Source organism: Halorussus amylolyticus, assembly GCF_004143485.2.
GTDB classification, from domain to species: domain Archaea; phylum Halobacteriota; class Halobacteria; order Halobacteriales; family Haladaptataceae; genus Halorussus; species Halorussus amylolyticus.
This window is the reverse complement of the sequence record NZ_ML974131.1, coordinates 295,553-308,614: the sequence shown is the minus strand read 5'-3', so window position 1 is coordinate 308,614 and position 13,062 is coordinate 295,553. Positions and strand designations below refer to the sequence as shown.

The following is a 13,062-nucleotide window of genomic DNA, read 5'->3' as shown; positions in this document are numbered from 1 at the left end:
GTCGGAGACTGTCCGCGAGTCGAAATGAAATCGGCCGTTCGAGGGTCGCCGAATGTGCCGTCCGAACGCCGTCGAGTCTATCGTTCGACCACCGTCACTCGCCGAGTCTGTTCACGTCCGCGAGCACCGCCGACGCGGTCTCGGGACCGCCCGCACCCCGCCCGCTGAGATTCAATCGGCCGGCGTGTTCGGTCTCCAACTGAACGATGTTCCGGGTCCCTGAGACCGCGAGCGTGCCGTTCTCGGGGACGAGTCGCGGGCCGACTCGGACGCCATCGGGCGTCGCCTCGCCGATGAGCCGAATGGTCCGACCGTCCTCGGTCGCGAGTTCGAGCGCGCTTCCGGGAAGGTCCTCGATACCTTCGACGTCGGCGTCGTCGAGCGAGTACTCCCGGTTCCCGAGGACGTTCGCCAGAATCACGCACTTGAGCGCGGCGTCGGTGCCGTTCACGTCGAACGACGGGTCGGCCTCCGCCACGCCGAGGTCCTGGGCCTCCGCGAGGACGTGTTCGTAGCCGAGACCCTCCGCGGCCATCCGCGAGAGCACGAAGTTCGCCGTGCCGTTGAGGACGCCGCGCGCCGCGGTGATGGTGTCGGGACCGTAGCTGTCGATGGTCGAGAGGACCGGAATCGCACCGCCCACGGTCGCCTCGAACCGGACCCGGCCCGCGCTCTCGCGTTCGAGTGCGCGCAGGTCGGCGTACCGCTGTGCGACCGGTCCCTTGTTCGCCAGCACGACGTGGCGGTCGCGTTCGAGCGCCGCGCGCACGTGGTCGAATCCGGGTTGAGCGTCGCCGAGCGTGGTCGGGGTCGCCTCGATTAGCGCGTCGTACTCCGCGTCGAGCGCGTCCTCGGGCGCGCCCGAACCCACGCGACCCTCCGCATCCTTGGCTTCGAGCGCGGCCGACACGTCGATACCGCCCGGGTCAACTGCGGCGCTCGACGAGTCGGCGAGCGCGGTCACGGTGTGGCCGTACCCGCCCGCGAGTTCGGCGACCGACCGGCCGACCGCGCCAGCGCCCAGAATCGCTAATTTCATGCCGACACCTCCAGTTCGGCCAACGGTTCGACCACGCGGAGGTCCTTCCGGTCGGCCACCTCGTTGACCGCGTCGAGGGCCTCGCCGGTCGCACCGGTCTCGGCCGCGAGTCTGAGTCGGGCGCTCGACACCTCGCAGGTGCCGTTCGGAGCCGACAGCGACACGTCCACGACCGAAGCGTCGGCCCGCGATTCGATGGTCGAGAGCGTCTCCGAGAAGTCGGTGTCGATGACATCGCCCACGAGCAGGACCGTCACTTCTTCGCCGTACCGCTCGGCCCCGGCCTGAATCACGTTGACGCCCGCGTCTCGGAGCGCCGAGACGATGGCGTCGAACTGCTCGGGGAGACATTCGAGGTCCACTTCGACCGGAATCCGTCCGCGGGGTGTGAGCGACCCGCGTTCGTGAAAGACCGAGAGAAGATTGCCGCCGTTGTCCGCGATTGGTTCGAGCGCACGGAGAAGTTCGCCCGGTTCGTCCACCAGTTCGAGCCTGACCGTGTGCGCTCGCAGTTCACCAGCGCTTGCGTCGTCACTCATCGTTACTCGTCATCACGCCCGGTCGGATATAAGACTTCAGGCGGTCACAAATAGTGCAGCGTCGAAACGGTGGTCCGTTTCGTTTCTCTACTCGTTCGGCGCGCCGCCCGAGGCGTTCGGCCGGCGCCTCCGACCGGCGTACACCACTGCCCAGATTCCCGCGGTGACGGCGACCCACAGAACGGTGACGAGACCGACCCAGAGCAGGGTGACGACGAAGGACATGACGTTCGCGAGAACGTATGCGAACGGCTCACTTGAGTATGCGCCGCGTACGCCCGACCGGCCGAGAGACAGGCCGTGCTTGACTCGTCGCGGTCAAAACAGACGGGAGCGAATCGACCCGTCGAAACCGAATGGGCCGTCGAAACCGAGTCGAACCGCCGAAAGACGGCGGGCGACGAAAGAGTCGGTTAGAAGTAATCGACTGCCTGCGGGAGTTCGAGCTTCATGCCCTTGCGCTCGCGAATCTCCATGATGGTCTCCTCCTGGAGATTGTCGGCCATGACGCGGAATCCGGCGTTCTCGGTGTTCCACGACGCGCGACCCTCGGTCGCGCTCCGGATGTCCGACGAGAATCCAATCATCTCGTCAACCGGCGCGATGCCCTCGACGACCATCAGGTCGCCCTCCTGGTACATGTCGTCGACGCGGCCGCGGCGACCCTGAATCTCGCCGGAGGCCGACCCCATGTACTCGTTGGGCACGTCGATGCGCACGTCCTGAATCGGTTCGAGGAGTCGAATCTTCCCCGCGACGAGCGCGTTGTGGACCGCGTGTCGGACCGCAGGGATGACCTGCGCGGGACCGCGGTGGATGGTGTCCTCGTGGAGCTTGGCGTCCTTCAGGCGGAGGAGCGTCCCCTGAACGGGTTCGCCCGCGAGCGGACCGTCGTCGAGCGCCTCTTCGAGACCCTCGATGACGAGCTCCATCGTCTCGTTGAGGTGCTGGATACCCTTCGTGTCGTCGATGAGGATGTTGGTCCCGTGAATGTGCTCGACGTTCTGTGAGGTGTCCTTGTCCATGCCAGCGTCTTGGAGCGCCTCGCGGCGCTCCTGTTCGGGCATGTCCATCGACACGTCGCCCATCTTCACGGTCTCGACGATGTCCTGGTCGAGCGGCTGGGCCTCGATGTAGAACCGGTTGTGGCGGTTCGGCGAGATGCCCTCGATGACCTCGGTGGCCTGCTGGATGGCCTCGCGGAACACGACGATGGGTTCGCCGGTGTTGACCGGGATGCCCTGATTGCGCTCGATGCGCTGGGTGATGACTTCGAGGTGAAGCTCGCCCTGCCCGGAGATGAGGTGTTCGCCGGTGTCCTCGTTGATTGTGACCTGAATCGTGGGGTCCTCCTTCGAGACCTGACGGAGCGTCTCGATGAGCTTCGGCAGGTCGTCCATGTTCTTCGCCTCGACGGACTTCGTGATGACCGGCTCGGAGATGTGCTCGATGGACTCGAACGGCGTCATTTCGACGCTGGAGACGGTGGAACCGGCGATGGCGTCCTTGAGACCGGTGACCGCCGCGATGTTTCCGGCGGGAACTCGCTCGACTTCCTCGCGCTCGCCGCCCATGTAGATGCCGACGCTCTGGACGCGGTTCGTCCCGGCCGTTCCGGAGACGTAGAGGTCCTGGCCCTTCTCGATGGTTCCCGAGAAGACACGACCGGCCGCGATTTCGCCGGCGTGCGGGTCGATGCCGATGTCGGTGACCATCAGGACGACTTCGCCGTCCTCGTTGACCAGACGCATGTCCTCGGCGAGTTCGGATTCGTCGTCGCCACGCCAGACGCGCGGGATACGACGGGGCTGGGCCTCGATGGGGTCCGGGAAGTGCTCACAGACCATGTCGAGGACGACGTCCGAGAGCGGCGTCTGCTCGTGAAGCTCCTGGCGCTTGTCGGCGCGTTCGAGCTCCATGATGTCGCCGAAGTCCATCCCGGTGCGCTGCATCGACGGCATCGAGACGCCCCACTTGTAGAGCGCGGACCCGAAGCCGACGGTGCCGCCCTCGACCGAGACGGTCCAGTCGTCGATGTCGTCCATGTCCTCGGTCATGCCGCGAATCAGCTCGTTCACGTCGTCGATGACGCTGAGCAGGCGGCGCTGCATCTCCTCGGGACCCTCCTGAAGCTCCGAGATGAGGCGGTCCACCTTGTTGATGAACAGCGTGGGCTTGACGCCCTCCCGAAGCGCCTGTCGGAGGACGGTCTCGGTCTGAGGCATCGCGCCCTCGACCGCGTCAACGACCACGAGCGCGCCGTCGACCGCGCGCATCGCGCGGGTCACGTCGCCACCGAAGTCCACGTGGCCGGGCGTGTCGATGAGGTTGATGAGGTGGGCGGTGTCCTCGTACTCGTGAGTCATCGAGACGTTCGCGGCGTCGATGGTGATGCCGCGCTCCTGCTCGTCCTCCTCGGTGTCCATCATCAGCTGTGTCGCCTCTCCCTGGTCGGCAATCATGCCGGCACCAGCGAGAAGGTTGTCAGTGAGCGTCGTCTTGCCGTGGTCGACGTGTGCGGCGATTGCGATGTTCCGGATGTGCTCCGGCTCGTCCATCAATCGCTCGCACTGTTCGACGATCTTCTTTCGTCTACCCATTATGGATGTTCTACCCGTAGGAAGTTGAAAAGCGTAGTGTTTCCCATCCGCCAAACCGCACGCAGACCCTGCGAAATACTCACAACCAACGCAAGAGTCTTACTCGCCGAGACCTTGGCAAGAGTACGCATGGAGGTGCACGTTCACGGTCCGGGTCCGGCGACGCCCTTTCTCCGCGCTCGCGACCTCTTCGAGACCGGCCACGACCTCGACGCGCCGATTCACGTCCACGTCCGGGAGAGCCCCGACGAGCGGACGTGGACCGCCCACCCCGAGGACAGACACGTTCTGAACATCTCGCGACAGGCCGCCACCAGCGCGATGGCGCGCGAGCTCGCGCTCCACGAGTACGCCCACATGGCGCGCCACGAGCAGGCCCACCCCTCTCACACCCAGTCCATCGAGGAGGTGCTGTTTCTCGCGCTCTCGGGCGAGTCGGTCGAGCGCAGGCGCGTCACCCAGTGTTACCAGATAGCGAACCACATGAAAGACATCTACGCCGACGACATCACCCTCCGGGTGGGGCCGACGGACAAACTCGTCTCCTTCCTCGAATCCGAACTCGCGGCGTCGGTCGCCGACCGACCGAAGGGAGACCGTCACGCCCCGAAATCGGGGCGTGACGGTCTCCGTCTCACGAGCACTGCCGACCCCGAGATGACCGCGGTCAACGCCGCGTTCGCGCTGGCACTGGTCGAGCGCCACGACCTCGTGGATTCGGACCACAGATTGTACGACCTCGCGCACGCGGCCGCGAACGACGCGCCCGAGGTGGACGTGGACGCGTTCAAGGACCGATTCGTGTCGCTGGGTCCCGACCCCGACGAGAGCGAGTATCGCCGGGACCTCGTGGACGCGACTCAGGAGTACGCGGTCGGCCGGGGAAATCGGGCCGCCGACTGACGGCTACTCCCAGTCGAACCACGACGATTCGGCGAGTCGGACGCTCGCGACCGCGAGGAGTATCCCCGCCACGACGTCGATTCCCCAGTGGATACCGAGATACATGGTCGAAATCACGACGCTCGTCGCGATGACGGTCGCGACGTACCACCACCCGCGGTAGATGTCGCGCGTGCGCGCCGCGAGGAGCGCCACCGTGACCGACAGCGACGTGTGGAGCGACGGAAACACGTTCGTGTTACTGTTGACCTCGGCGGTCAGGAGCTGGTACTGCGGATACGTGCTGAACAACAGCCCGTCTACCAGTTCGGGCATCAGATTCCGGGGGCCGTACGCGATGAACGCGATGTAGCATATCACGCCAAGCCCGTAGTTGAGACCGTAGGCGACGATGGTCCGGCGGAGCGGCCCGGTGTCCGCGAGCGCGAAGTACGCGACCAGCGGGAACAGCAGCAGGAACGTGTAGCCGTACACGTAGATGAACGAGAAGTACGCCGTGAGGGCGGGGTGGAAAAGCGCCGACTGGAGGTGTGCGACGAACTGGCCCTCTATCGCGTGGATGCCGCCCGTGATGTTCCAGCCGACTATCCACGAGAACTCGGGACCGAGGTCCCGGATGACGCTGTTGAGAACGAGCAAAACGGCCAGCGCGACGAAGTACGGGAGAACCGCTCGAATCCGCCGTCGGGCGTCGCCCGGCGTGCGAACGAGCCGCTCTCGGCCGACGAACGCCACCGTTGCAACGACGAGCATCGAGAGAACGATGGCTAGAACCAACCCCAGCACGCGAAATGCAAACATACGCTACTCACCGGTTTCGAAGCGACCCGTCTTTGGCGTATCGGTATCCGGCGTCCCGGAACGCGGCGTGGGCCTCGTCGGTGTCGAGGTCGCCGCCGGAGCCGAAGAACGGAACGACCGGGTCCTCGCCGTCCCATTCGAGGTCGGGGGCGGCCCAGTCGGTGACCGCGAGCGGGGTCGCGGCCGGAACCGCGTAGTCGTCGAACACCTCCGAAACGATTGTCCCCTTGTCGAGGAGGCGCGCGACGTTCTGGCGGAAGCGCGGATTACCGAGCGGCGCTCGCTCGACGTTGAATCCGAGGTGGTAGAACGAGCGGGACGCTTTCGAGACGACTTCGACGTCGTCGCTCTCGGCGACCTCCGGGACGAATTTGGGCATGATGGTGGACGCGGCGGCGTCCGCACGCGCCTCCGTGAGCACCTCGATGGCGGCGTCGTTCGACGGCACGACCTGAAGCTGAAGCGTCTCGAACGTAGCTCCGAACCGGGAGGCGACTTCGTCGCCGTGGAGGAAGTGGTCGTCGAACCGGGAGAAGACGACGCTGTCGGCCGGTTCGCGCTCTTCGAACTGGAGCGGTCCGCTTCCGACCGGATTGGGGTTGTCCCAGACGACCGCCTCGGTCGTCTGGCCGCCGAGACCGATGCCCGCGAAGTTCGCCTCCGACGCTTTCGACTCCCACTCGGCCTCCGGGAGGACCGGGACGGCGAACGCGCGGACTGCGACCTCGGGGTCGCAGTCCGCGAACGCGAACTCGACGGTCCGAGAACCGACCGCGCGAACCGTCTCGACCAGCGAGACGCGCCCGCGGAACCGCGGTGCGGGAATCGGGTCCTCCTCGCGACCGAGCGACGTATCGGCAAGTAGTTCGTACGTGAACGCCACGTCGTCGGCGGTGAGGGGTTCGCCGTCGTGCCACGTCAGGTCCTCGCGCAGGTCCACCCGTGCGGCCGGGCGGCCGCCCTCGGACGACCACTCCCAGTCGGCCGCGAGCCACGGTCTGACCTCGCCGTCGTACCGGCGGCCGAGCGAGTCGTACAGCAGTCCCACGAACGTGCCTCGGTTGCGGAACTCGCTCGCCAGCGGATTCAGATTCTTGGTCAGCCTGTCGTCGGTCGTCACGAGGTCGAGTCGGTCCGGGTCGTCGGTTTCGGCGTCGAGTCCGAGGATGCCGAGCGCACGCCTGAGACCGAACCTATTCCACCCTACGAACCTATCGGTTCGAACCGCCCAGATGTCGTCGGGGAACGCCACGACCGAGAACGGCTGTTGGCGAGCGACGGCGCGCTGGAGTTCGGACAACTGCCGACGGCGGCGGTCGCCCGAACTCCGGCGCTGGGCGTCGAGGAGGTCGTCCACTTCGAGGTCGGTGAAGCCGAACGGGTTCTGCCAACCGGGCTCCTCCACGAAGTCCGAGTGAAGGAGCGGCCGCAGAAAGTCGGGGTCGTCGTACCCCGGATGGCGAGCGACGTAGAGGTCGAAGTCGTTGTTGATGAGTACGTCCCGGAGGAGTTCCTGTTCGTCCATCGGGGTCACGGTGGCGCCGATACCGACCGCTTCGAGGTTGTCGGCGACGTCTCGGGCGATGTGAATCCCTCGCGGGTCGATGTCGGCCGGGACCGTCTTCACTTCGAGGGAGACGTCTCTCGGCGAATTCCGGTTCGCCATGCTTCGAAACTGCTGGAGACAGCCAGCGGTCGCCCCCGTGGAGACACCGGCGAGTCCGGCCAGCAACCGCCTTCTGCGACCGTCGATTCGGTCGAGTCTATCACCTGCAACCATGTTGTAGACGTACCATCCAACTACGGTCAGGGTAGTTACAAGTGAGACGGTATAGGTTTGACGATACGGATAGCGCGCCACGTCGCGGACCGCGACCCTCCCCGAACCTCTGACGCAGGCGGCCCGGAACTACGTCGTGAGACGCAGACGCACCAGTGCGTCGTCGCGCTTGCGCGGGAATCGGTCGCCGCGCGGGCGACCGTCCCGGTTCGACGTGATGGCGTAGAGGTCGCCGTCCGGGCCCTGCTCGACGTGGCGCACCCGACCCAGAACGTCCTCGAAGGTGCGGTGGGAGGTGGCCGCGAGCGCGTCGTCGTACCACGCGTCGTCGAAGACCTGTGCGTCGTCGTCCCGGGGAGGGGTCTCGCCGTCGCGGTTCAGGGTCACGAGGTTGACGTGCTGGCCGATGAGCGTCCCGACGACCAGCCGATTCGTCCACTCCGGAACCGACTCGCCGGTGTAGAACACGCACCCACAGATTCCCCACGACTCCTCGCCGGTGTTGGCGAGCGGATGGGCGTACTCGTCGGCGGCGGCGTACTCGTCCGGGAACCGCACCTCGGGCCAGCCGTAGTTCTCGCCCGCCCGGAGAAGGTTCACCTCGTCGTGGCCGTCGGGACCGTGTTCCGTGATTAGGGGGCGAGCGTCGGGAAGCCACGTGATTCCCTGTGGGTTCCGGTGGCCGTAGGTGAAGACTCGCGGGTCGCCCACGTCGGGGTTGTCGGGGTGCGGGTCGCCGTCGGGCGTGAGTCGCAGGACGCTTCCGGGGAGCGAGTCGGGGTCTTGAGCGAGGTCGGCCTCCCCCGCGTCGCCGACCGTCACCCAGAGGTAGTTCGCGGGACCGAACGCGATTCGGCCGCCGTTGTGGACCGTGTCGGCCGGAACGTCGTCCAGAATCGTCTCGGCCGTCTCGGCCGGGTCGTCGGCATCGACGTCGTACCGGACGATACGGTTCACCTTGCCGTCGTCGGTCTCCGCGGTGAAGTAGACGTAGACGTACGGTGGAGCCGGATACTCCGGGTGGACCGCGACACCGAGCATGCCGCCCTCGCCGCCCTCCACGAACCACGTCTCCCAGTGTTCCTCGTCGTCGGGACCGGGCGGAAACGCCTCGGCGTCGATAATCGAATCGGGTTCGGTCACCGTCTGGAGGTCGTCACCGTCGAATTCGAGGACGCGGCCCGTCCGCTCGGTGACGAACAGTTCGCCCGACGGCGCGAACGCGAGGTCCCACGGGATTTCGAGGTTCTCGACCAGCACCTCGGGTTCGACCGCGGCGGGGAGCGGCGGGTCGGTCGGTCCCGCCCAGTCGGGGTCGTAGTCCTCCCAGGTCGTCTCGTCGTGAGTCACCTCGTAGTCGTACTCGGGCGTGGTGGTCCCGTCTTCGATTTCGACCTTACCGCATCCGGCGAGGGCCGCCGCACCCGCGACCGCGAGAAACTGGCGTCGCGTCGCATTCGGGGTTGAGATTGGGGTCGGGGACTCGTCCATACGCGAGTGTGATTTAGGCACGCCTAAAATCTATCTATCTCCGCCGGGACCACGTATTTACCCGACGCGACCGTACTCGGTCGCGTGTCCCACACCAAAGTCGATTCACGCGATGTCGAACCGATTGCGGACGGACTCCGATTCCTCCGCGACCCGCTCGACTGCGAAAAGCTCGGCGTGTCCGTCTTGGAAGCCGACCCCGGCTGGACCGGCAAGGAGCACGACCACGCCGAGGACGGTCAGGAGGAGGTGTACGTCCTCCTCGACGGGTCGGCGACCGTCACAGTCGACGGCGAGGACGTATCGCTGGAGTCCGGCGAGGCTCTCCGAATCTCGCCCGACGCGACCCGCCAGATTCGGAACGGCGACACCGAGAGCACGTTCGTTCTGGTCGGTGCGTCCGGGGAGTGACCGCGACTCGAAGCCGGACGGCTTCGAGTCGCGCCGCTCGGGGCGAAGCGACCGTCCGCCGAGCGAGAGTAGAAAATAAAAGCGAGCGTTAGCGGGCCGCGGCCGCGACGCGCTCTTTTTCCTCTTTCTGGTTGATAGCGTAGGCCTGCACGTCGTAGTCGGCCGCGCCGATGAGCTGAGTGGCGAGCGCGTCGGCGGCGTCGGTCGAGGTCTTGAACGACGCGCTTTGGACGCCCTCGGCGATGAACTTCAGCGACTGGTCAACTCGGCGCTGCGGGGCCACGTCCACGGCCTTCGGGACCGAGATGCCGCCGTACTTCAGGCGGACGGTCTCCTCGCGCGGGGCGGCGTTCTCGACGGCCTCGACGAGGACCTGAATCGGGTTCTCGTCGGTCTGGGCGTGAACGCTCTCGAAGGCGTCCCGGACGATTTGGAGCGCCTGCTGTTTCTTGCCCGTGTTCTCCTCGGTCTGCATCAGGCGGTTGGTGAGTCGCTCGACGATGGACACCTCGCTCTTCTGGAACTGCTTTCCGGCGTGGCGGCCCATCGTGTGGGCGACCGGCGTGACCGTGATGTAGCGTTCGGTCGAGGGGTCGCTGTACTCGATGTCGGTGACGTCCCACTCGCCGAACAGCTTCGCGGCGGCGGTCTCCTCGTCGTCGGTGCCGACGGCGTCGTCGGGTTCGGGTTGGTCTTCGGCAGCCATGATTATCGCACCGGTTTCTCCGCGTTTCCGCGAACCAGTTCTTCCATGCTCACGCCGTTGACCTTCTCGACCTTGTAGTTGACACCACCGAGGTCGCCCATCGCGCGGCCCTTCGCGCCGCCGATGCCCGCGATGGTGACCTCGTCGTGCTCGTCGATGAACGAAATCGCGCCGTCACCGGGACAGAACGCGGTGACCTGCTTGCCGTTCTTGATGAGCTGGACTCGGACGCACTTCCGAATCGCAGAATTGGGCTGTTTCGCTTCGACGCCCACCTTCTCTAGGACGATACCTCGGCCCTGCGGCGCGCCTTCGAGCGGGTCGGACTTCACGTTGAGGCCGCGCTCGCGTCGGGCGTAATCTGAGTCGGACCATCGGTAGTTCTGACGGTCCTTTTTTAGCTTCCGTGCTGCGTACTTGCCGTTCGCCATATGGCGTGAGCTATCCGGCGGAGCTACTTAAGCCTCCCTCTTTCGAGACGGAGTTACGCCCGCAGGTCGGCCGAGAGGGGTCGATTACGGAATCTGAGCGCGTTTCAGCGAACCGCTCTGCTCGCATCTTAGGCCCGATTCGTTCTGTAGAGCTAGTGGCTTGGGGTGAAACACGGTCAACGATTCATCCCGTTCGTTCGAGCGATTCGTAGCACGCTCTAAACCGCAGTCGAGACAGAGAAATCCCTCCCCCCTCGCGGGCGCTCCGTGGACTGGTCCACCGGCTGACTTCCGGTGAACCGTTCACCTCGGCGCGCGCTGGCGTCTTGTCGAACGGAGTGAGACAAGGCTCGTGGGAGGTCGTCTCCCACGGCGCTCCCTCGTGGAGCGCCATCAGTCGCGCGAGGGATGACTGAGTGACGCGCCGGAGGCGCGAACGAGGGAATCGGTTGGGGAGGGCGTGGCCTGCGGTCGCGGTGTTGTGCGGTCCTCATAGGTACCGGGAGTAGCTAGCTTCTCCGACACAGCCATCGCGTCGAGTCGAGGAAAATTACCATCACGTCGAATCGAGGAGAGTCACCGTCACGTCGAGCAAATTAGCCACTCCCGATATTGAGGAACGCCAGTCGCCCGCTTCGTCCGCAGTCGTGGTTACTCTGAGTCGCGAAAAGCAGCGACCGACGAAGGGAAAAATCCGAGCTACGTCAACTGGATGTCGTCGATGTCGTAGTGTCGCTTCGCGAGTTTCTCGGCCGCGAGGATGTTCCGGCCGCCCTCGCCGATGGCGACGCCGGTGTCGGCCGAATCGACCTCGGCGTAGGCCACCGTCTCGTCGTCCTCGCTGACGGTGACGTTGTACACCGCCGCGGGGGCGAGCGCGTTGGCGACGAAGTTCTCGGCGGTGTCGGCGTCCTCGACCAGCGTCACGTCCTTGCCCAACTGGGCTTCGACCTTCCGGACGTTCTCGCCGCCCGACCCGATTGCCCGGCCCATGTCGCCGGACTTGACGAGGAAGACGACGCGCTCGTCGGTCTTGGCGTCGTCTTCCCCGGCGTCCGCAGCGTCGAACACCACGCAGTCGCGAGCCGTCGCGCCCGTTTCGTCCTCGAAGAGCGCGATGTACTGGCGGGCCGTATCCGAGAGCGTGACGCGCATCTCAGTCGGACGCTTCGGGTTCGGCGTCCTGGGAAATCGACCCCATCCGGAGGTCCACGTCGCCGGTGCCGAGCTTGATCGGCTTGCCGACGATGACGTTCTCGGTCACGCCGTTCAGGTCGTCCACTTCGCCGTGGATGGCGGCGTCGAGCAGGTGATTGACCGTGACTTCGAACGCCGCGCGCGCGAGAACCGAGTCCTTGTTCCCGGAGATGCCGTGGCGACCGATAGATTCGATGGTGCCCTGATTCGTCATGATGTCGGCCACGAGCATCAGGTGGCGGACGTTCACGTCGTCGAGACCCTGCTCTTCGAGGGTGTCCATCGTCTCCTCGATGATGGCCTCGCGGGCCGCCTCGATACCGAGGTTCTTGTGGACCTCGTGGATGTTGTTCGAGGTGGTCCGCGTCGCGTCCACGCCCTCGATTTCGATAACGTCGCCGAACGCCGAGCCTTCGGTGTAGAGGACGAACTCCTCGCCGGATTCGAGGTCCTCCTTTCGGATGACGACCCGCGAGATGTCCTCGATGCCCTTGAACACGATGTCTCGGAGCTGTTCGACCAACTGGAGCAGGTCCCGATAGCTCGGCTCCTGCGGGCCGAACTCCACGACGGTTCCCTGCTGATTGGCCTTGACACCGAGTTCGTCCTCGATGATGTCCGCGATTTCGTCGGGCGCAATCATCCGCTCTTCGAGGGTGTCCTCGTTCAGGTCGATGGACACTATCATGTCGGCGACGTTCGTCGAGATGTCGCCGAGCGCCAGAATCTTGGTCGCCTCTATCTGCCAGACGACCTCGTGGGCCTTCTCGCGGTCGGTGGCGTACTCGCCGTCGAGGTGGACGGTCATCATCGGCGTGTCGGGGGTCTTCCGAGCGTCCACTAATTCGATGAGTCGCGGGAGACCCTGTGTAACGTCAATCTCCGCGACCCCTGCGTAGTGGAACGTGTTCATCGTCATCTGCGTTCCGGGCTCTCCGATGGACTGAGCCGAAACCGTCCCTACGGGGTCGAGCGGGTCCACGCGGGTGTCGAGATATCGGCTCTCGACCGCCTTCGCGATGTGGTCGGCCTGCTCGTCGGTGACGCCGTCGCGGTCTTCGATGGTGCGGTACACCTCGTCTTTGAGTCGTCGCGGGAGGTCGGTGTCCTCCACGACGGCCTCGGTGTTCTCGGATACGTCGTAGTCGGTCATGGTTGATTGGA

At 65.4% G+C, this 13,062-nt stretch carries 13 protein-coding genes; 2 read left to right on the top strand and 11 right to left on the bottom strand.

Translation table 11 applies throughout. From position 1 onward, the window contains the following. Window positions 1–94: 94 nt before the first annotated feature. The 4 genes from EKH81_RS05395 to EKH81_RS05380 form a co-directional block, all read right to left on the bottom strand. Window positions 95–1,039: a homoserine dehydrogenase gene (locus EKH81_RS05395; protein ID WP_132056939.1), complete on the bottom strand. Its 945-nt coding sequence runs from the start codon at window positions 1,037–1,039 to the stop codon at window positions 95–97. Further along, window positions 1,036–1,578, bottom strand: coding sequence for an amino acid-binding protein (locus tag EKH81_RS05390; protein ID WP_132056937.1), 543 nt, complete (start codon window positions 1,576–1,578; stop codon window positions 1,036–1,038). The genes EKH81_RS05395 and EKH81_RS05390 overlap by 4 nt, the downstream gene beginning before the upstream one ends. An 87-nt stretch (window positions 1,579–1,665) precedes the next feature. Continuing rightward, on the bottom strand, window positions 1,666–1,803 hold the full coding sequence (locus EKH81_RS05385; RefSeq protein WP_162224501.1) for a hypothetical protein: 138 nt from the start codon (window positions 1,801–1,803) through the stop codon (window positions 1,666–1,668). 188 nt (window positions 1,804–1,991) lie between these two features. Beyond that, window positions 1,992–4,178 (bottom strand): elongation factor EF-2, encoded by a 2,187-nt coding sequence (locus tag EKH81_RS05380; protein WP_132056936.1) that lies wholly within the window; start codon window positions 4,176–4,178, stop codon window positions 1,992–1,994. A 129-nt stretch (window positions 4,179–4,307) separates the two neighbouring features. On the opposite strand from EKH81_RS05380, the gene EKH81_RS05375 reads away from it, so the two are divergent. Then, window positions 4,308–5,081 carry a DUF5781 family protein gene (locus EKH81_RS05375; RefSeq protein WP_132056934.1) on the top strand — a complete coding sequence of 258 codons (774 nt, stop codon included), beginning with the start codon at window positions 4,308–4,310 and terminating at the stop codon, window positions 5,079–5,081. A gap of 3 nt (window positions 5,082–5,084) precedes the next feature. Here EKH81_RS05375 and EKH81_RS05370 read toward each other — a convergent pair whose 3' ends face one another. From EKH81_RS05370 to EKH81_RS05360, 3 genes are all read right to left on the bottom strand, one after another. After that, on the bottom strand, window positions 5,085–5,882 hold the full coding sequence (locus tag EKH81_RS05370; RefSeq protein ID WP_132056932.1) for a phosphatase PAP2 family protein: 798 nt from the start codon (window positions 5,880–5,882) through the stop codon (window positions 5,085–5,087). Window positions 5,883–5,889: 7 nt separating this feature from the next. Beyond that, window positions 5,890–7,662, bottom strand: a complete 1,773-nt coding sequence (locus EKH81_RS05365) for an ABC transporter substrate-binding protein (RefSeq protein ID WP_132056930.1) — start codon at window positions 7,660–7,662, stop codon at window positions 5,890–5,892. 129 nt (window positions 7,663–7,791) lie between these two features. After that, window positions 7,792–9,153 (bottom strand): PQQ-dependent sugar dehydrogenase, encoded by a 1,362-nt coding sequence (locus EKH81_RS05360; protein ID WP_132056928.1) that lies wholly within the window; start codon window positions 9,151–9,153, stop codon window positions 7,792–7,794. Window positions 9,154–9,237: 84 nt separating this feature from the next. Here EKH81_RS05360 and EKH81_RS05355 point away from each other — a divergent pair, with 84 nt between their 5' ends. After that, window positions 9,238–9,564, top strand: a complete 327-nt coding sequence (locus tag EKH81_RS05355) for a cupin domain-containing protein (RefSeq protein WP_132056926.1) — start codon at window positions 9,238–9,240, stop codon at window positions 9,562–9,564. Between the two features lie 88 nt (window positions 9,565–9,652). Here EKH81_RS05355 and EKH81_RS05350 read toward each other — a convergent pair whose 3' ends face one another. The 4 genes from EKH81_RS05350 to rpoA2 form a co-directional block, all read right to left on the bottom strand. Next, window positions 9,653–10,270 (bottom strand): 30S ribosomal protein S7, encoded by a 618-nt coding sequence (locus EKH81_RS05350; protein ID WP_132056924.1) that lies wholly within the window; start codon window positions 10,268–10,270, stop codon window positions 9,653–9,655. Window positions 10,271–10,272: 2 nt separating this feature from the next. After that, window positions 10,273–10,701, bottom strand: a complete 429-nt coding sequence (locus EKH81_RS05345; protein ID WP_132056922.1) for a 30S ribosomal protein S12 — start codon at window positions 10,699–10,701, stop codon at window positions 10,273–10,275. Between the two features lie 699 nt (window positions 10,702–11,400). Beyond that, window positions 11,401–11,856, bottom strand: coding sequence for a NusA-like transcription termination signal-binding factor (locus tag EKH81_RS05340; RefSeq protein WP_132056920.1), 456 nt, complete (start codon window positions 11,854–11,856; stop codon window positions 11,401–11,403). A 1-nt stretch (window position 11,857) separates the two neighbouring features. Further along, window positions 11,858–13,051, bottom strand: coding sequence for a DNA-directed RNA polymerase subunit A'' (gene rpoA2 / locus EKH81_RS05335; protein ID WP_132056918.1), 1,194 nt, complete (start codon window positions 13,049–13,051; stop codon window positions 11,858–11,860). Window positions 13,052–13,062: the final 11 nt, after the last annotated feature.